This is a genomic window from Microbacterium ureisolvens (genome assembly GCF_019511645.1).
GTDB lineage: Bacteria > Actinomycetota > Actinomycetes > Actinomycetales > Microbacteriaceae > Microbacterium > Microbacterium ureisolvens_A.
Window position 1 is genome coordinate 110,976 of the sequence record NZ_JAEUAX010000004.1, and the last position, 17,288, is coordinate 128,263.

19 protein-coding genes are annotated in these 17,288 nt (G+C 70.7%); 3 read left to right on the forward strand and 16 right to left on the reverse strand.

Annotated elements, in window-relative coordinates; all coding sequences use genetic code 11:
* Positions 1 to 213: 213 nt before the first annotated feature.
* The 3 genes from JNB61_RS08975 to coaBC form a co-directional block, all read right to left on the reverse strand.
* Entirely contained in the window at positions 214 to 852 is a 639-nt protein-coding gene (locus JNB61_RS08975; protein WP_220339391.1) for a hypothetical protein, read from the reverse strand.
* Between the two features lie 110 nt (positions 853 to 962).
* Positions 963 to 1,859, reverse strand: coding sequence for a glycerophosphodiester phosphodiesterase (locus JNB61_RS08980; RefSeq protein WP_220339392.1), 897 nt, complete (start codon positions 1,857 to 1,859; stop codon positions 963 to 965).
* 81 nt (positions 1,860 to 1,940) lie between these two features.
* On the reverse strand, positions 1,941 to 3,176 hold the full coding sequence (gene coaBC, locus JNB61_RS08985) for a bifunctional phosphopantothenoylcysteine decarboxylase/phosphopantothenate--cysteine ligase CoaBC (protein ID WP_220339393.1): 1,236 nt from the start codon (positions 3,174 to 3,176) through the stop codon (positions 1,941 to 1,943).
* A 68-nt stretch (positions 3,177 to 3,244) separates the two neighbouring features.
* On the opposite strand from coaBC, the gene JNB61_RS08990 reads away from it, so the two are divergent.
* On the forward strand, positions 3,245 to 3,961 hold the full coding sequence (locus JNB61_RS08990) for an NRDE family protein (RefSeq protein ID WP_220339394.1): 717 nt from the start codon (positions 3,245 to 3,247) through the stop codon (positions 3,959 to 3,961).
* 67 nt (positions 3,962 to 4,028) lie between these two features.
* Here the strand turns inward: JNB61_RS08990 and JNB61_RS08995 are convergent, their stop codons facing one another.
* From JNB61_RS08995 to JNB61_RS09050, 12 genes are all read right to left on the reverse strand, one after another.
* Complete coding sequence (locus JNB61_RS08995; protein ID WP_220288061.1) at positions 4,029 to 4,595, reverse strand: hypothetical protein; 567 nt, start codon at positions 4,593 to 4,595, stop codon at positions 4,029 to 4,031.
* Positions 4,596 to 4,830: 235 nt separating this feature from the next.
* Positions 4,831 to 5,694: an aldehyde dehydrogenase family protein gene (locus JNB61_RS09000; protein WP_220339395.1), complete on the reverse strand. Its 864-nt coding sequence runs from the start codon at positions 5,692 to 5,694 to the stop codon at positions 4,831 to 4,833.
* Positions 5,691 to 7,187, reverse strand: coding sequence for an aldehyde dehydrogenase family protein (locus JNB61_RS09005; protein ID WP_220339396.1), 1,497 nt, complete (start codon positions 7,185 to 7,187; stop codon positions 5,691 to 5,693). Before JNB61_RS09005 ends, JNB61_RS09000 begins: the two co-directional genes overlap by 4 nt.
* 15 nt (positions 7,188 to 7,202) lie before the next feature.
* Positions 7,203 to 8,210, reverse strand: a complete 1,008-nt coding sequence (gene deoC / locus JNB61_RS09010; RefSeq protein ID WP_159845142.1) for a deoxyribose-phosphate aldolase — start codon at positions 8,208 to 8,210, stop codon at positions 7,203 to 7,205.
* A gap of 52 nt (positions 8,211 to 8,262) precedes the next feature.
* Positions 8,263 to 9,207: a sugar-binding transcriptional regulator gene (locus tag JNB61_RS09015; protein ID WP_220339397.1), complete on the reverse strand. Its 945-nt coding sequence runs from the start codon at positions 9,205 to 9,207 to the stop codon at positions 8,263 to 8,265.
* Positions 9,208 to 9,321: 114 nt separating this feature from the next.
* Complete coding sequence (locus tag JNB61_RS09020) at positions 9,322 to 9,696, reverse strand: hypothetical protein (protein ID WP_220339398.1); 375 nt, start codon at positions 9,694 to 9,696, stop codon at positions 9,322 to 9,324.
* Between the two features lie 82 nt (positions 9,697 to 9,778).
* Complete coding sequence (locus JNB61_RS09025) at positions 9,779 to 10,750, reverse strand: bifunctional riboflavin kinase/FAD synthetase (protein WP_220339399.1); 972 nt, start codon at positions 10,748 to 10,750, stop codon at positions 9,779 to 9,781.
* The gene (locus tag JNB61_RS09030) at positions 10,747 to 11,190 is read right to left on the reverse strand and encodes a hypothetical protein (protein ID WP_159845153.1); all 444 of its coding nucleotides are present in this window, start codon (positions 11,188 to 11,190) and stop codon (positions 10,747 to 10,749) included. The genes JNB61_RS09025 and JNB61_RS09030 overlap by 4 nt, the downstream gene beginning before the upstream one ends.
* A 41-nt stretch (positions 11,191 to 11,231) precedes the next feature.
* Entirely contained in the window at positions 11,232 to 11,600 is a 369-nt protein-coding gene (locus JNB61_RS09035) for a hypothetical protein (protein ID WP_220339400.1), read from the reverse strand.
* Complete coding sequence (truB, locus tag JNB61_RS09040; protein ID WP_220339401.1) at positions 11,597 to 12,484, reverse strand: tRNA pseudouridine(55) synthase TruB; 888 nt, start codon at positions 12,482 to 12,484, stop codon at positions 11,597 to 11,599. Before truB ends, JNB61_RS09035 begins: the two co-directional genes overlap by 4 nt.
* The gene (locus tag JNB61_RS09045) at positions 12,484 to 13,164 is read right to left on the reverse strand and encodes a uridine kinase (RefSeq protein WP_220339402.1); all 681 of its coding nucleotides are present in this window, start codon (positions 13,162 to 13,164) and stop codon (positions 12,484 to 12,486) included. Before JNB61_RS09045 ends, truB begins: the two co-directional genes overlap by 1 nt.
* A gap of 162 nt (positions 13,165 to 13,326) precedes the next feature.
* Positions 13,327 to 14,163, reverse strand: coding sequence for an endonuclease domain-containing protein (locus JNB61_RS09050; protein WP_220288068.1), 837 nt, complete (start codon positions 14,161 to 14,163; stop codon positions 13,327 to 13,329).
* 223 nt (positions 14,164 to 14,386) lie between these two features.
* On the opposite strand from JNB61_RS09050, the gene JNB61_RS09055 reads away from it, so the two are divergent.
* Positions 14,387 to 15,253 (forward strand): A/G-specific adenine glycosylase, encoded by an 867-nt coding sequence (locus tag JNB61_RS09055; protein WP_220339403.1) that lies wholly within the window; start codon positions 14,387 to 14,389, stop codon positions 15,251 to 15,253.
* A 151-nt stretch (positions 15,254 to 15,404) separates the two neighbouring features.
* Positions 15,405 to 16,664 (forward strand): glycosyltransferase, encoded by a 1,260-nt coding sequence (locus JNB61_RS09060; protein ID WP_220339404.1) that lies wholly within the window; start codon positions 15,405 to 15,407, stop codon positions 16,662 to 16,664.
* A 140-nt stretch (positions 16,665 to 16,804) separates the two neighbouring features.
* Here the strand turns inward: JNB61_RS09060 and rbfA are convergent, their stop codons facing one another.
* On the reverse strand, positions 16,805 to 17,239 hold the full coding sequence (gene rbfA, locus JNB61_RS09065) for a 30S ribosome-binding factor RbfA (RefSeq protein WP_116193889.1): 435 nt from the start codon (positions 17,237 to 17,239) through the stop codon (positions 16,805 to 16,807).
* Positions 17,240 to 17,288: the final 49 nt, after the last annotated feature.

A 17,288-nucleotide genomic window follows, 5' to 3' on the forward strand; every position in this document is an offset into this window, starting at 1 on the left:
AGGGAGTCCGGCGGGGATCGGATGTCACCGATGGTTCTGCGTGCTCCCGCGGGCGGCGCGAACGCCGTCGCGAACGCGGGATCAGGGATTCGCCGCCGGCGGTCGCGGGCACTCGCTTCTGCGAGCTGCGGCATCGTCAACGGGTTTTCCCACGCACCATTCTAGGGGAACGGGCCCTCGAACGGGGCAATCCGGCGCGGGAGAACGCGGAACTCAGCCCCAGAGGGTCGCCACGATGTCTTCGGTGTACCCCTCGGGCGCGAAGTTGATCCACGCGGTCGTCACGAGCCCGCCGCCACCGACGTAGTGCGTCTCGCCGCGGGTGTACTCTTCGTCGTCGAGCGTCACGCCCTTCTGCTCGATGCGGCACACGGTGCCGCCCCCCAGCGGCTCGCAGCCGAAGCCCGCCTGCGGCAGCGCGGCGAGCACGGCTTCCTCCTGGCCGGCGTCGATCGCGGTCACATTGGTCGCGAGCCCGTACTCGCTCGGCTGACCCCACGAGCACCGCAGCGTCGGCGCTCCGCTGTGGATGATCTCGAGCAGATCGGCGTTCTCCGTCGACAGCATCGTCACGCCGGGGTCGTTGAGAGGCGGGTTCGCCGACTGCAGCTGAGCGAGCATCGCGGCCGAGTAGATCTCCTCGCAGGCGCCAGGCACCTCGAAGCCGGCCGCGGGCTTGTCTGTCTCGGTCGGGCTGACCGACGGGTCCGGCGTCTGTTCCTGCGTCGTGCTCGTGGGGCTGCCCGACGGAGTAGCCGGGGATTCGGGTCGACATCCTGTGACGACCGTAGCCAGGGCGGTGAGCGCGACGCACCCGATCACGATCCGTGTCAACCGGCTCTGCACGACCATTCCCACGCCACCTCTCGCGCGCCGCCGCAGGCGGAAGGCGGCGCGCTTTCGACCCTAACGAGGCGGAAGGACGGATGCTGCGGGCCACGCCGCGCGCACGGTCACCGCAGTCACGGGCCCGCGTACGCGCTCTGCCACTCCGACAGCGTATGCGGGTCGTCGGTGACGATGCCGTCGACACCGAGGGCCGTCACCTCATCCCACTGGGAGTCGTCGTTGAGCGTGTAGACGACGACGCGCGCGCCCACGGCGTGCAGTTCGTCGACGATCCCCGGCCGCGCGAGGACGGCCTTGCGGTTCACGACGACGCCGCGCGCGCCGGCCTCGGCGACGGCGCTCACCACGTCCGAAGGGAGCTGTTTGAGGATGAGCAGCCGCGACAGCACGTCCGACCCGGCCGCCGCGAGCGCGAGCGTACGTGCGTCGAAGCTCGCGAACACGATTCGACGCTCGAGGCCCCGCGCGGCCACCTCGGCGACGGCGGCATCGATGGCCGCGGCATCCCATTGGCCCTTCATCTCAACGATGGCCCGACCCTCGGTGGCGGCGAGGGCATCGAGGAACTCCACGAAGGTGGGGACAGGCGTGCCGGCGTAGGCGCGGTCGAACCACGCGCCGGCGTCGAGCGCCTTCACCTCGGCGAGCGTCAGCGCGGCCAGCCGGCCATGGCCGTCGGTCGTGCGGTCGACGGTCTTGTCGTGCATGAGCACGGGGTGGCGATCGGCGGTGAGGGCGACGTCGACCTCGACGTAGTCGAACCCGCCCGCGAGAGCCGCGCTGATGGCGGGCAGCGTGTTCTCCGGCGCGGTCGCCGCTCCCCCGCGATGGCTGGCGATGAACGCGGCCGCCCCCGGCGTGCGCTCATCGCCCATGAGCTCCCGCGAGCTCACGCGCGCGGGAGTGGCGCCGAGGAAGGCGATCACCAGGCTCGCGGTCGCGAGAACGCCCATGACGGACAGAGCGTGAATCCGGTCGCGGGGGCGATCGGAGGCCGCGGTGTAGGGCATCGGGCATGTCCTCCCGGGGGTCGTTCCCCACGTCCTCGTCGACGTGGTGCGGACCACTCTACATGCGCCGTTACCTATTCGTTACTCTGTTTTGGCTCGGCTTTCACGCACCATGCGGACGGCGTCCCAGAGCGCCTCCGCGACGTCATCCTTGGACCCGCGCCGGGCGCCGATGACCTCGCCGTCGGCACTGATGATCGTGACGGCGTTGTCTGTCGCCTCGAATCCCTTGGACCAGCCGACCTCGTTCACCGCGAGAAGATCGGCGCCTTTGCGCGCGGCCTTGCGGCGCCCGCGGTCGAGCAGCGTCTCACCGTCGCCGGGAGTCTCTGCCGCGAAGCCGACGATCGTCTGCCCCTCCCGGCGACTGCGGACCAGCCCCGCGAGGATGTCATCGTTCTCGATGAGGTCGAGCGTGATCCCCCCGACCGGCGCGGACTCCTTGGCGCGCTTGAGCGGCGACACCTCGGCCACGCGGTAGTCGGCGACAGCCGCGGCCATCACGACGATGTCTGCCCGTTCCGCCTCGGCCGCGATCGCTGTGCCGAGCTCGGCCGCGGTGCCGGCGCGCACGACACGAAGACCTGGACGAGCGGATGCCGCAGCCAGCACGCCGTCGTCGACGTGGGCGGCGACCAGCACGACGTCCGCCCCGCGCTCCGCGGCGGAGAGCGCGAGCGCCACGCCCTGCCGTCCGCTGGAACGGTTGCCGATGTAGCGCACGGGGTCGATCGGCTCGCGCGTGCCTCCCGCGCTCACGACGACTCGCAGTCCGCGCAGATCGCCGGCGTCACCCTCGGCCGCGGCGAGCGCCGCGTCGAAGATGACCTCGGGTTCCGACATCCGCCCCGGCCCGCTGTCGCCGCCGGTCAGCTCCCCCTCTTCAGGGCCCACCACGATGACACCGCGCTGGCCGAGGACCGCCATGTTGTGAACGGTCGAGGGATGCCGCCACATCTCCGTGTGCATCGCCGGCGCGACGACGACCGGCGCCGTGGTGGCGAGTAGTGTCGTTCCGAGGAGGTCGTCCGCGAGTCCCGCGGTCATCTTCGCCAGGGTGTTCGCCGTCGCGGGCGCCACGATCACGAGGTCGGCCGCCTGTCCGAGCGCGACGTGACGCACGCGTGCGACGTCGTCGTGGACGGAGGTCGTCACGGGCTGACGGCTGATCGCCTCCCACGTCGGCTTCCCCACGAACCGCAGTGCGTCCTCCGTGGGAACGACGTGAACCTCGTGGCCGGCTTTGACCAGCAGACGCACGAGCTGAACCGTCTTGTAGGCGGCGATGCCACCGGTGACCCCGACTACGACGAACACCCTCCGATCTTGGCACGACTGCCCGACACCCGGTCCCGCACCGGACGACACCACCCGAGGAGCCCCGCATGTGCACCGTCGTGATCCGCGTCCCCGAATCGGCGGACGAGCCCACGCGAGTGCTCGCGATCCGCGACGAGGACCCTGCCCGGCCGTGGAACCCGCTCGGCCGCTGGTGGCCCGAGGCCAACGACGGCGTCGTGGGCGTGCGCGACGTGCGCGCGGGCGGAGCATGGCTCGCGGCGGACCCGGCTGCCGGACGCCTGGCCGTGCTCCTCAATCGCGCCGACGAGTCGACGCGCCCCGAGTCCGAGCTCGTCTCCCGTGGGAGCATCGTGCTCGACGCCGTCGCCGGGCGCTCCCCTGCCGGCGCGCCCGCGACGCACGGCTTCAACCTGGTCGAGGTCGAGGGCCCTCACGCGCGCGTGCTCACCTGGGACGGCGCGACTCTGCGCACGACCGAACTCGAGCCCGGCACGCATATGATCGCCCACGACGACGTCGACGACAGCGCAACGCCACGCATCGTGCGGTGGCTGGGCGAGTTCCAGGCCACCGCACCCGCGACGGACGGACGATGGTGGATGCCGTGGGTCGAGGTGCTCGAGCGCTCCGCCGAACTCCCTCCCACCGACGACGGGGCGATCATCCGCGACAACCGCCCGCACGGCTATCCGACCCTGTCACTGCTCGCGTGCGTGGCCTCGGTGTCGGCGCACGACGTCGACGTGCACTACGGGGAGCTCCGCGAGCCGGGCCAGTGGGGCGGCCTCGAACTGGGCTGAGCGATCCCTCAGCGGTTCGTGGTGTCGACACCGGAACGCGCTGTCACCTCATCACCCCTTCGCGGTGCTACCGCCCGATGTGTTGCTCGCCGGGCTCGTTAGCGGTGATGCGGGCGTGCGGCTTCGCCCCCCTACGCCGCGTCGCACCGACGGCCCAGACGATGAACACCCCGGCCCCGACCACATTTACCAGCATGAGCAGGACCAGCCATGCCCAACCGAGTGGCAGTGGCGCGGCGCCGGCTCCCAGCCGTGTGGCGAGATACGCCACGAGTGTCACGGCGAACGCCGCACCCAGCCAACGATGCGCCAGATAGAGCCATCCCCGCGGGGAGCCCGCACGACTGAAGGGCCGACGCCTGCGACGGATCAGATCGATGAGCAGCGCCACCCCGAGTCCTGCGACCATCACGGTAAGGGCGAGGAAGAACGCGACGTTCGCCGGTCCGCCGCCCTCAGCTTCGACCTGCCACATCTCGAGCCATCCCTCGACAGTGATCGCGCCGTTCTGCTCGTAGAGGTACAGGGGCACACTCGCCATCACCCACAGCCACAGCAGCACTCCCGCGCCGCGGTGGACGATGCGCACGACGCGCATCGGACGATGTGGCCGGCGGGACTCGGCGAGGGTCATGGCCTGCTCCTCGATCACCATTGATCGCGTGCATTCCGCGTGGGCCTCACTATGGCAGAGCAGATGGCGCCCCACAACGGGGCGGGAGAACGGGCGATAGCACCCGCCGACAGCCGACCACCGTGCTGTTGCGAGGTCTCGTCATGGCGAGGTGAGGGTCAAAGAACGGAAAGGAGCGGAACGGATGCCTCGGCCAGGCATCCGTTCCGCTCCGGCAGTCCGCCGTCCCGCGCTGCTACACCAGGCTCTTGGGGTGCCACACCGTTTTGGTCTCGGTGAAGGCGGTGATGCGGGCGAGGCTCGGGGCCGCGGCATCCGTCCCGTTCTCGGGAGGGAGCACCCGCGTGAGCGTCTCGGCCGCCGCGATCTGAAGATCGATCCAGTCGAGGTCGCCCGCGCCGACCAGGTCCAGCGCGTGCACGTCGGGGTGCGAGGCGAGCCACGGCGCGATCTCGGCCGGCGAGCCGGTCAGCACGTTGACGACTCCCCCGGGCACGTCGCTCGTCGCGAGCACCTCGGCAAGGCTGATGCCCGACAGCGGGTAGCGCTGCGAGGCGACCACGACCACCGAGTTGCCCGTCACGAGCGCGGGCGCGATGGCCGACACGAGACCGACGAGCGCGGTCTCCTGCGGAGCGATGATGCCGACCACGCCGGTCGGCTCGGGCACCGAGATGTTGAAGTACGGGCCGGCGACCGGGTTGCCGTTGCCGGCGACCTGGCCGTACTTGTCGCACCAGCCCGCATACCAGACCCAGCGGTCGATCGACTCGTCGACCTCGGCGGCGGCCACCGCAGCGGAGACCCCGGTCTGCTGGATGATCTCGTCGACGAACTGGGCGCGACGGCCCTCGAGGATCTCGGCGACCCGGTACAGCACCTGGCCGCGGTTGTACGCGGTCGCCCCCGACCAGCCCTTCACGGCGCCACGGGCGGCGACGACCGCATCCCGGGCGTCCTTGCGGGAGGCGAGCGCGGCGTTCGCGAGGAAGTCGCCCTTCGGGGTCGCCACCTCGTACGTCCGGCCCGACTCGCTGCGGGGGAAGGCGCCGCCGATGTAGAGCTTGTACGTCTTGGGAACGGTGAGTCGCGTGCTCATGCCGAGACCTCCTTCTTCGAACGGCCGGCATTGACCCGGGCGGCGGAGTCGACGGATGCTGCGCCCTTGAGGTACGCGGCCAGTCCGTGGCGGCCGCCCTCGCGGCCGTAGCCCGACTCCTTGTAGCCGCCGAACGGCGACGACGGGTCGAACCGGTTGAACGTGTTCGCCCAGACGACGCCCGCGCGCAGGCGGTCGGCGACAGCGAGGATGCGTGAGCCCTTGTCGGTCCATATGCCGGCCGACAGGCCGTACGGGGTGTTGTTGGCCTTCTCGATGGCCTCCGCCGGCGTGCGGAACGTGAGCACCGACAGCACCGGGCCGAAGATCTCGTCGCGGGCGATGCGGTGGCTCGCCTGCACGTTCGTGAAGATCGTCGGCGCGAACCAGAAGCCGTTGTCGGGGATCACGCAGTCCGCGCTCCAGCGCTCGGCGCCCTCCTCCTCGCCGACCTTGCTGAGCTCGCGGATGCGGTCGAGCTGCTCGCGCGAGTTGATGGCCCCGATGTCGGTGTTCTTGTCGAGCGGGTCGCCGAGGCGCAGCGTCGAAAGGCGGTCCTTCAACCGGTCGACGACTTCGTCGTGGATCGACTCCTGCACGAGCAGGCGGCTGCCGGCGCAGCACACGTGCCCCTGGTTGAAGAAGATGCCGTTGACGATGCCTTCGACGGCCTGATCGATGGGGGCGTCCTCGAACACGATGTTCGCGGCCTTGCCGCCGAGTTCGAGGGTGAGCTTCTTGTCGGTGCCCGCGACCGCCTTCGCGATCTCGCGGCCGACGGCGGTCGAGCCGGTGAACGCGACCTTGTCGACATCGGGATGCCGCACCAGCGCCGCGCCCGTCGCGCCGGCGCCCGTGACGATGTTGACCACGCCGGGCGGCAGATCGGCCTGCTGCAGGATCTCGGCGAAGATGAGCGCCGACAGCGGCGTGGTCTCGGCGGGCTTGAGCACGACGGTGTTGCCCGCGGCGAGCGCCGGGGCGATCTTCCACGCGAGCATGAGCAGCGGGAAGTTCCACGGGATCACCTGCCCGGCGACGCCCAGCGAGCGCGGGTCTGCGCCCAGCCCGGCGTAGTCGAGCTTGTCGGCCCAGCCGGCGTAGTAGAAGAACCAGGCGGCGACCAGCGGCACGTCGACGTCGCGGCTCTCCTTGATGGGCTTGCCGTTGTCGAGGCTCTCGGCCACCGCGAGCTCGCGCGCTCGCTCCTGGACGAGGCGCGCGATGCGGAAGAGATACTTGCCGCGATCCCGGCCGCTCATCTTCGACCACGTCCTGTCGTAGGCGCGACGCGCGGCGGCGACGGCGGCGTCGACATCCGCGTCGCTCGCCGAGGCGATGGCGGCGATGTGCTTCTCGTCGGCGGGCGAGATCGTGGCGAACGACTCGCCCGACCCCGGTCGGAACTCGCCGTCGATGAACAGCCCGTACTCCTCGCGGAGGTTCAGGATCGCGCGGGACTCGGGGGCAGGTGCGTATTCGAGGAAACTCATGTCTTCTTTCCCGGGTCAGTCGATGGTCACGTAGTCGGCGCCGGAGTAGTGCCCGGTCTTCAGCTTCTGACGCTGCAGGAGCACGTCGTTGAGGAGGCTGGATGCCCCGTACCGGAAGAGGTGCGGCTGCAGCCACTCCTCGCCGACGGTTTCGGCCACGGTGACGAGGTACTTGATGGCGTCCTTCGAGGTGCGGATGCCGCCGGCCGGCTTCACGCCGACCTTCTCCCCCGTGGCACGGTGCCAGTCGCGCACGACTTCGAGCATGAGCAGCGTCACCGGCAGGGTCGCCGCCGGCTGCACCTTGCCCGTCGAGGTCTTGATGAAGTCGCCGCCCGCGAGGATCGCGAGCCACGACGCGCGCTTGATGTTGTCGTAGGTGGTGAGTTCACCGGTCTCGAGGATCACCTTGAGCGACGCGTAGGTGCCGTCCTCACGCCGGCACGCCTGCTTGACCCGGGCGATCTGGTCGAACACCAGTCCGTAGCGACCCGCGAGGAACGCCCCGCGGTCGATGACCATGTCGATCTCGTCGGCGCCGTGGGCGACGGCCTCGGCGGTGTCGGCGAGCTTGATGTCGAGCGAGGCGCGTCCGCTCGGAAAGGCGGTGGCGACCGCCGCGACGCTCACTCCCCCGTCGTCCGGGTCGCCGTGCGCGGCGCCCAGCGCTTCGACGGCGTAGGGCACCATGTCGCCGTAGACGCAGACGGCGGCGACGCGCGGACAGGTCGGGTCGGAGGCATCCGGGTTCAGCGCCTTCGCGACGAGCGAGCGCACCTTGCCGGGCGTGTCGGCGCCCTCGAGGGTGGTGAGGTCGATGAGCTCGATGATCTTGTCGAGTGCCCACGCCTTCGACGTGGTCTTGATCGAGCGGGTGCCGAGCGCAGCGGCGCGCTGCTCGAGGCCGACGGCGTCGACGCCGGACAGCCCGTGGAGGTAGCGCCGCAGCGTGGTGTCGTCGGGCTGTCCGCCGAGCAGCTCGACGGCCCGCTCGGGCAGCGTCACGATGGAGGTGCCTGACATGTCCTGACCTGGCTTTCGTTGGGGTTCGGAAAGGGGATGCTGATGCCGCGGTTCACGCGTCGAGAAGGTGCTGCGCCGTGGATTCGTCGGTGACGAGCACGGTGCACAGGCGCGACGCGACGACCGCGGACGCGATCGCGCGTTTGGGGGTGCCGGCGATCGCGCAGATCGCGACATCGGCGCGACGCAGGTCGTCGAGCGAGACACCCACGGTCCGGGCATCGAGTTCGTCATCGGCGATGCGTCCGTCGGCGGTGATGTACCGCCCGACGACATCGCCGACCGCACCCGCCTCGACGAGCCGGTCGATGTCGGCCGTCGTGAGGTACCCGCTGTCGACGTGGACGGAGCCGTGGTCGGCGGGGCCCGCGCTGAAGAGATAGGCGTTCGCGGAGCGCGCCGCGTCGAGTACGCCGGCAACGACGCGGTCGTCCTCGATCGCCTCCTTGGTCGCACGCCGCTCCAGGATGGCCGGGCTCGGCAGCAGCGCAGCGGTGCCCCCGCCCTTCTGCGCGATGCTCACCGCGGTCGCCGCGGCGGTGCCGGGCCGCTGGCTCATGCTGACGCCGCCGTTGATCTGCACGACATCGGTGCCCTGCGACCACCCGTCGCGGAGGTGATGTGCGACGTCCGACAGCGTGCGCCCCCAGCTGACACCGAGCACGGGCGGGTGCGGCCGCATCGCGGCCAGATAGTCGGCGGCGGCCTGGGCCACCCGCTGCTGGAGCTCGTCTTCGCTGCGGACGCCGGCGCGCGACACCACGACGGCGTCGGTCAGACTGCGCTCGTCGCGCAGACGCCGCTCGAGCTGCGGCCGGCGCGCGCGGGAGTGGAGGATCTCGATGCGGACGAACCCCTCCTCCTTCGCCTGGGTGAGCAGACGGCCGACCTTCCATCGAGTGATCTGGAGGTTCCGGCCGATCTCCTCCTGCGTGAGGTTCTCCTCGTAGTACAGCTCGGCGGCTCGAATCGAGAGAAGCTCGTCGACGGCGTCCACGGTTCTCCCTTCGTCGTCCCCTCCAGGCTGACACAGTCCACCCGCCTGCGCCAACATCTGCACAGAGTTTGCTCAGATGAGCACCCCGCCGGAGTTGGAACCGGAACGGATGCCTCAGCCGCCGGTGCTCGCCGGCGGCCGGACGGTGACCTTCGGCTGGCGCAGCAGAACGATGACGCCGATGCCCACGACGACGACGAACGCGATGGACAGCGTCGTGAACGCGAACCAGTTGTCGTCGAGCGCGAGGACGATCGCCGCCGACACGACCGCGATGGCCGCCGCGATGAGCTTGGACGCGAACTTCATGCCCATGCCCGGCGTCAGCCGCCCTGCCGGCGAATCGCCCCGCGCGAGGATGAGATCCGCGAACGCGTCGAGGGTCGCCAGCAACGAGGCGGAGTATGCGACCGCGCACCCGAGGGCGCCCCACAGGTTGACGGAATCGTCGGCCGCCGCATCGGCGGCCATCAGGACCAGCGCGTGCACGCCTCGATCGTAGGGGCGAGCGGGCGCGCCGGTCTACGGGTGCGGAGAGCACACGAGCGGACGGATGCCGCCACCCGGCTCGTCAGGTCAGCTCGCGTCGCACGCGCTCGATGTCGTCGCTCATCTGCGCGATGAGCGGCTCGATCCCCTCGAACGCGACCATGCCCCGGATCCGCGCCACGAACTCGATCTCGACGACGTGTCCGTACAGGTCGAGGTCGGTCTCGTCGAGCACGTACGCCTCGACCTGGCGCACGACCACATCATCGAACGTGGGATTCGTGCCGATGCTGATCGCCGCGGGGTACCGAACGCTGCTGCGCGGCTCGGATGCCCCGTCCCGAGGCATCCCCTCGTCCACCAGCCATCCGGCGTAGACACCCTCGGCGGGCACGAAGCCCTCGAGATCAGGAGAGAGGTTCGCAGTCGGGAAGCCCAGCTCACGGCCGCGCTTCAGCCCATGGACGACCTCGCCGCGCACCGCATGCGGACGGCCCAGCAGACGCGTCGCCCCCGCCACGTCACCGACGTCGAGCAGTTCGCGAACCCAGGTCGATGAGACGCGCCGGCCGGCGTCGATCGCTCGGACGTCGTCGACGATGTCGACCTCGAAGCCGAACTCGGCGCCGAGCTCCCGCAGCAGTCCGGGATCGCCCGCACCGCCGCGCCCGAAGCGGAAGTCCGCGCCGACCATGACGATCCGCACTCCGAGTGCACCGACCAGCACGTGCTCGACGAACTTCCGCGCTCCGAGATCGGCGAGCGTGCGGTCGAAGGTGAGCATGAGCGTGGCGTCGACGCCCGCGTCCGCCAGCAGGCGGAGCTTCTGTTCGACACCCACCAGGCTGTCCGGGCAGATCTCGGGGCGCAGCAGCGCCAGCGGGTTGCGGTCGAACGTCACGGCGACGACGCGTGCACCGGAGGCTTCAGCATCCACTCTCGCCCGATCGATGACCGCCCGATGTCCGGAGTGCACCCCGTCGAACTTGCCGATCGCGACGACGGAGGGACCGAAGCCCGCGGGCACCTCGGCGGGGTCGCGGAAGACGATCACGACGCGACCGCCGCGGGTGCGGGGGTCTGCGCCTCGGCGGGATGATGGGTCGCCAGCCACCAGATGCCGAGGAACGGCAGCACGAGCGGCACGAAGAGGTAGCCCAGGCCGAACCACGACCACACCGTCGGGTGCGCGAAGAGCTCCGGCACGACGAGGCTCAGGGTTCCGATGACCAGCACGCCGACCAGCTCGAACACGATCGCCACCCACGCGACCACGTACCATCCGCGACGGCCCGCGAACACGAGGGCGAGCGTCGCGACGATGTAGACCACCGCAGAGAGCGCCGACAGCGTGTAGGCGACCGGCGCCTCGTCGAAGCGCTCGACGATCTGCACGAAGGATCGACCGGTGGCACCGAGGGCCATGATCGCGTAGACGATCACGAGCACGCGGCCGATGCCGGTCATACGGGGGCGGGCGGGAGTGGTCGACATAACCAGACGAGTTTAGTTCGTGTCACCGAGCCACGGCTTCGTCACGCGACCTGCACGGTCCAGATGACGTGCATGCGCCACACCATGACCGCGATGGACAGGGCCGCGATGCCCATGATCACCGTGCTCCAGCGGCTGCGCTCCAGCAGAGCCCAGGCGACGGCCGCGAACGGAAGCAGCACCGCCGAGACGAGGTAGACCCAGAATTCCAGCAGGCTGCCCGACGGCGGATTGCCGGCGAACGGCGCGATGATCGCGATCACGACCTGCACGAGCAGCAGCAGCTCGACGAGGGCCAGCGAACCGACGGTCCAGTCGCTCGGGCGGCGTCCCGCGAGACCGGCGATGACGCAGAAGACGCCCGCCGCGACGGCGACGACGACCTGGGCGATCGTGAACCACAGGATCATCGGGTGGCCTCCTCGGGCATGTTCATGGCGCTCTTGACGTCGGCGCCGCGTCGCTCCACGATGCCGACGAGCGCGCCGCGGGGGTCGATGGCGGCGGTCGGGCTCACAAGGAGTCGCCCGGCCGCGCCGAGGAGCCGCTTGCCGTGGCGGAGGTCGCGCGCCTCGTCCGCGGTCACGTCGAGCCGGCCGAGGACGGCGGCGGCCGCGACCGCGGGATCGAGCAGCGGGACATCGGCCAGCGTGTCCACGCCGGCGGCCGACGCCACCTCGAAGGGCCCGATGCGGGTGCGGCGCAGCGCCGTGAGGTGCCCCCCGACGCCGAGGGCGGCGCCGAGGTCGCGCGCGAGCGAGCGGATGTAGGTGCCGCTCGAGCAGTCGACCACCACGTCGAGGTCGACGACGCCCGCCGACCGGCGCTCGGCGAGCACCTCGAACCGCGACACGGTGACTTCCCGCGCTTTGAGCTGCACGTCCTCCCCCGCCCGGGCAAGATCGTACGCGCGGCGCCCGTCGACCTTGATGGCCGAATAGGTGCTCGGCACCTGCGAGATGCGTCCGGTCAGGGCGGCGATCGCGCCGCGGATCGCGACGGCGTCGAGGGATGCGGCATCCGTCTGGGAGACGACCTGGCCCTCGGCGTCGTCGGTGTCGGTCGCGACCCCGAGCCGGATGGTCGCGTCGTAGGTCTTGTCGAGCCCGACCACGAACGTGAGCAGGCGCGTCGCGCCCTCGACGCCGAGGACCAGCAGGCCGGTGGCCATCGGGTCGAGCGTGCCGGCGTGGCCGATCTTGCGCGTGCCCAGCGCGCGCCGGGCGCGCGCGACGACGTCGTGCGAGGTGATGCCGCCGGGCTTGTCGACCAGCAGGATTCCGGGCGCCGCCATCAGCTGCGCCCGATGATCCGCGGGTGCGCGAGATTGACGTTGTCGACGATGACGGATGCAGCGTCCCGCGGCCGCGCTTCGTTCAGGTAGATCTCCTGCCCCTGCCGGTACCGCGCGTTCGACGGCGCATCGGGGTCGGGATCACAGCCGTCGCGCAGCGCCATGCGGGCGTAAGAGACCTCGAAGGGAACCTCGAGCCACACCGACCAGTCCCACAGGTCCTGCAGCTCAGGACGATGCAGGAAGATGCCGTCGACGACGAGCACCGCGTCCAACGGGGCGGTGACCCACTGCGACTCGACTGGCGCGTCGCGCGCCACATCGAACGCGGAGAGCTGGAAGCCGGTCGTCCCGGCGGTCTGTGCGCCGTCGCGGAACGGATCGATGAGCACACGGCGGAACGTCGCGTAGTCGTAGGAGTCGCGGTAGAAGCCCTCGGGGCTGCGCCGCCCTCGGACGTAGCGCTCCGCGCGGGGGCGATGGAAGCCGTCGATGCCGGCGCGGAACACCGCGTCCCCCGTCTCGGCGAAGACCTCCGCGAGGCCATCGGCGAACACCGTCTTGCCCGCGCCGTCGAGCCCGTCGATCGCGACGATGACCCGTCCCGCGGGGTAGCGTCGTCGCACCCGGTCGCGCAGTTCGCGCCACAGCGTCGTGGTCGGAGTGACGGGCAGGCGCATGCTCCCAGCCTACGGCCGACCGACGTCGTGCCCCGCCTGTGCGGTTGGTTGCGGTGACCTCGCGGGGGCGGATCCGAGGACATCGGCAGTTTCGAGGAGCCCTCCGCCGCATGCATCCTCAGATCCGCGGATCTCCTCTTCCGCGACGGCGACGGATCACTGTCATCGCGCCAGGTGGAGGCCCTGCGCCACCGCCCGCATGATGAGGTCCTGCACCTCCTCCCAACGATGGATCACCCGGTGGTAGCCGACGCGGATCACGTGGTACCCCATCAGCGTGAGGAGCGCATCGTGGGCGATGTCCTTCTCCCGCTGCGCCCCGACATGATGGCCACCGTCGATCTGCAGCACGAGCCGCTCGCCGATCAGGAAGTCCACTGGCCGGTCGGCGATCCAGATCTGAGGTCGCACCGGCAGCCGCATCCACTTCAGTCGTGGCGGCACGAAGGACTCGAGCCCCGAGTCCGACCACGGAGTGGCCACCTCGAGAATCCGGCGTGCCGCAGGGGGAAGGCGCAATCGGCGCATCACCTCCGGACCGACGAGCGACTTGTTGAGCGCGGACTCCCATATCGCGAGCGCACGCTCGAACGGCTGACAACCGGCCGCGAGGACCAGCACGTTCTCGATCGGGTCCTCGAGGTGATCCGGATGCCGAGGCACGGCCGGTTTCGCCCAGTGCACGTGGGCGCCGGCCGGGCGCACGGCGCCGGAGTGGGACGGTGCCGCGACGTGCGGCGCCCCTTCGTGGAGCACCCACAGCCCCAGGCGGCGCGCTTGCGTCACGCAGCTCAGCACCACGCCCGCTCGGGCGGCGGAGACGAGGAACGGGTCGGCGTCCGGCGTGGCCACCCACCCCTTGCGCAGGCGCACCAGGCCGCCGTCGGCCAACGCCCGGCGGATCATGTGCCGGCTCCAACCGTCGTCGATCAACGTCGACGTGCGCACCACTCGGCCGCGAGGCGTGCCGGCGGTGGAGGCATCCGTTGTGCGTGTCATCCGGCGAGTCTGCGCGTGCCGGCCGATCCGTCGCGCCCGTGGCACACGCCCGGTGGACAACCGGCGCGACCGGCCTCATGTGAAGGAACCGACACGGGCTCGCGGATCTGAGGGGATCTGCGAATCAGAGGAGACTCGGCCCGGGATCGCCCTCTGGCTCGCAGATCTCCTCTGATCCGACGCCACGGCCGTCGGCCCGTCCCCCAGACCTAAGCTGGAACGCATGCCCGACCTTGCCGCACCACTGGTCGAGTGGTACCGGGCGAACGCCCGCGACCTTCCCTGGCGGCAGCCGGAATTCGGGGCATGGGGCGTGCTCGTGAGCGAGTTCATGCTGCAGCAGACGCCCGTGTACCGCGTCATCCCGCACCTCGAGGCGTGGCTCGCACGGTGGCCGACTCCGACCGATCTCGCGGCGGCCGCCCCGGCCGATGCCGTGCGGCAGTGGGCGAACCTTGGCTACCCGCGACGGGCGCTGTGGCTGCACCGCGCCGCGGTCGAGATCCGCGACCGCCACGACGGGGTCGTTCCGAGCGACATCGACGCGCTGCTCGCGCTCACCGGCATCGGCGACTACACCGCGAGGGCGGTCGCCGTCTTCGCCTACGGCGACCGGCACCCCGTGGTCGACACGAACACACGACGCGTGCTGGCGCGCGCAATCGAGGGCCGGTCGCAGCCGGGGCCGCCATCGCGTCGCGACCTCGCCGCGATGAACGCGATCCTGCCCGAGGACCGCACAACTGCCGCCGTTGTCAACGCCGCGGCGATGGAGCTCGGAGCGACCGTCTGCACCGCGCGGATCCCCCGGTGCGACGTCTGTCCACTCAGCGATCGCTGCGCCTGGCTCGCCGTCGGTCGCCCTGACACGGGAGACGAACGCCGCAAGCAGGCGCCTTACGAGGGCAGCGACCGCCAGGCACGCGGGGCTGTGCTGAGGACGCTGAGGGATGCCGCGAACCACGCGGTGCCGCTGGCCGACGTCGTGCCCGACTGGCCTGACGCGCTGCAGCGCGACCGCGCCATCGACTCGCTCATCGCGGACGGCCTCGCCGAGGCAGACGACGGGATGCTGCGGCTCCCGGCGTGAGTCACCGCCGGCGCCACTGGCGGTCGCAGTACGTATGGGGGAATATTGGGGCACGTGCGGCGGTGACGCCCACAGCAGCGGGATCACCTCACCTGCCGGAGTCGCAATGGCCTCCATCATCATTGCCAGCGTTCCCATCCACGGTCATGTCGTGCCCCTCCTCTCGCTTGCCAGAGGGCTCGTCGAGCGGGGCGACGACGTGCGGTTCCTCACCGGCACGCGCTTCCGCGATGCCGTTTCGGCGACGGGCGCCACGCACGTCGCGCTCCCCGCGGACGCAGACTTCGACGATCGGGATCTGCTGAAGACGTTTCCCGAGCTGGCGCGACTCTCGCCCGTCCGGGGCGTGGGGTTCTACGTCGAGCATGTGTTCACCAGGCCCGGCGTGGGTCAATACCGTGCGATCCAGGACCTCCTCCGGGCAGACCCGTCGGCCGCCGTCGTGGCCGACCCGACTCTCGCTGCCGGCGCGGTGATGACCCTGCTCCCCGCCCGCGAGCGGCCCGCCATCGTGGTGGCCGGGATCATCCCGCTCAATCTTCCCGGCAGAGACGTGCCGCCCTTCGGGTTCGGGCTCACACCGCGGGCGGGGTGGCCGGGGCGTGCCCGGAACGCGGTCCTGACCTGGTTCGAAGAGCGCGTCATCCTCCGGGGCGCGCGCCGCGCCGGCGACGAGGTGCGCCGGGCAACCGTCGGAGCCACGAGAGCGGGCTCAGGCCTGGGGTGGGTCGGCAGGGCGGATGCCGTCGCCCAGTGCACCGTCGCTTCCTTCGAGTACCCGCGCCCCGATGCGAGCACGGTCGTCCGCTTCACCGGACCGATCGCCGAGAGCAGCGTCGATCACCACCGGGTTCCCGCGTGGTGGCCGGAGGTCTCGGAACACCGGCGCCCCATCGTGCACGTGACCCAGGGAACACTGGCCAACAACGAGATGGACGACCTGATCCGGCCCGCCGTGCGCGCCCTCGCCGACGAGGACGTGCTGGTCGTCGTCGCGACGGGAGGCGCACCGGCGGATGCGCTCGGCGAGATGCCTTCGAACGTGCGAGTGGCCGACTTCCTGCCCTACGACGTGCTCCTGCCTCGAACGTCGGTCTTCTTGACCAACGGCGGCTATGGCGGCACGCAGTTCGCGCTCCGGCACGGAGTGCCGATCGTGGTCGCGCCGGGTGGCGAGGACAAGAGCGAGGTCGCAGCTCGCGTCCAGTGGTCGGGCGTCGGCATCAGTCTGCGCACGCGGCGGCCGTCACCGACCAGGATCCGGGATGCCGTCCGCGAGGTCATCGGGGAGGCGTCCTACCGGCTGCGCGCGGTGGAGATGGCCGCGGAGATCGCGGCATCGCCGGGCACCGCCGGCGTCATCGACACGATCGACGACGCCGTCGCCCGCCACTCGCGCATCGCGAGCTGACCCGGACGGGGTGGTCGACTCCGACTCGTCCGGCGCAGGTGCCCCTCTCCCTGGCAAGGAGGTCAAGGTCGAGGTGGGCCGCCGCGCGGCAGAGAACGCCGAAGGGGCGGACCGTCATAACGGTCCGCCCCTTCAGTGGGTCACTCGTCGTCGTCGAGCTCGCGCGGCTTGAGGTACGGGTCTGCGTCGCCGGCGTACGTCGCCGAGGCGGCGAGACCCGCGACCGCGGCGTCCCGCTCCTGCGCCTCGCGCAGCAGGTCGGCGATGTGCCCCGCGTTCTCGGGGATCGCGTCGGGGATGAACTCGAGCGACGGGGTGAGGCGCACATTGAGGTGCTTGCCCACCTCGGAGCGCAGCATCCCGGTCGCTGCCTTGAGCGCCTTGGCGGAATCCGCGCGCTCCTCGGCGGAGCCCAGCACCGTGTAGAACACGGAAGCGTGCTGCAGGTCACCGGTGACGCGGACGTCGGTGATCGTGACGAAACCCAGACGCGGGTCGCGCAGCCCCTTCTCGAGCCTCTCGGCCAGGATCACGCGGATGCGGTCGCCCAGACGGGCCTGACGTTCCGAAGACATGATGATGCTCCTTTCGAAGCGTGAGGGACGCCCTGACGATGCAGGACGC

Bases quoted from the DNA above. Each gene is read 5' to 3' on its own strand.
- JNB61_RS09030 (WP_159845153.1), bottom strand. From the start codon at position 11,190: ATGTCGACCACTCCCGCCCGCCCCCGTATGACCGGCATCGGCCGCGTG.
- rbfA (WP_116193889.1), bottom strand. From the start codon at position 17,239: ATGTCTTCGGAACGTCAGGCCCGTCTGGGCGACCGCATCCGCGTGATC.
- JNB61_RS09005 (WP_220339396.1), bottom strand. From the start codon at position 7,187: ATGAGTTTCCTCGAATACGCACCTGCCCCCGAGTCCCGCGCGATCCTG.
- JNB61_RS09050 (WP_220288068.1), bottom strand. From the start codon at position 14,163: ATGACACGCACAACGGATGCCTCCACCGCCGGCACGCCTCGCGGCCGA.
- truB (WP_220339401.1), bottom strand. From the start codon at position 12,484: ATGGCGGCGCCCGGAATCCTGCTGGTCGACAAGCCCGGCGGCATCACC.
- JNB61_RS08995 (WP_220288061.1), bottom strand. From the start codon at position 4,595: ATGACCCTCGCCGAGTCCCGCCGGCCACATCGTCCGATGCGCGTCGTG.
- JNB61_RS08980 (WP_220339392.1), bottom strand. From the start codon at position 1,859: ATGCCCTACACCGCGGCCTCCGATCGCCCCCGCGACCGGATTCACGCT.
- JNB61_RS09055 (WP_220339403.1), top strand. From the start codon at position 14,387: ATGCCCGACCTTGCCGCACCACTGGTCGAGTGGTACCGGGCGAACGCC.
- JNB61_RS08975 (WP_220339391.1), bottom strand. From the start codon at position 852: ATGGTCGTGCAGAGCCGGTTGACACGGATCGTGATCGGGTGCGTCGCG.
- JNB61_RS09000 (WP_220339395.1), bottom strand. From the start codon at position 5,694: ATGAGCACGCGACTCACCGTTCCCAAGACGTACAAGCTCTACATCGGC.
- JNB61_RS09035 (WP_220339400.1), bottom strand. From the start codon at position 11,600: ATGATCCTGTGGTTCACGATCGCCCAGGTCGTCGTCGCCGTCGCGGCG.
- deoC (WP_159845142.1), bottom strand. From the start codon at position 8,210: ATGTCAGGCACCTCCATCGTGACGCTGCCCGAGCGGGCCGTCGAGCTG.
- JNB61_RS09045 (WP_220339402.1), bottom strand. From the start codon at position 13,164: ATGCGCCTGCCCGTCACTCCGACCACGACGCTGTGGCGCGAACTGCGC.
- JNB61_RS08990 (WP_220339394.1), top strand. From the start codon at position 3,245: ATGTGCACCGTCGTGATCCGCGTCCCCGAATCGGCGGACGAGCCCACG.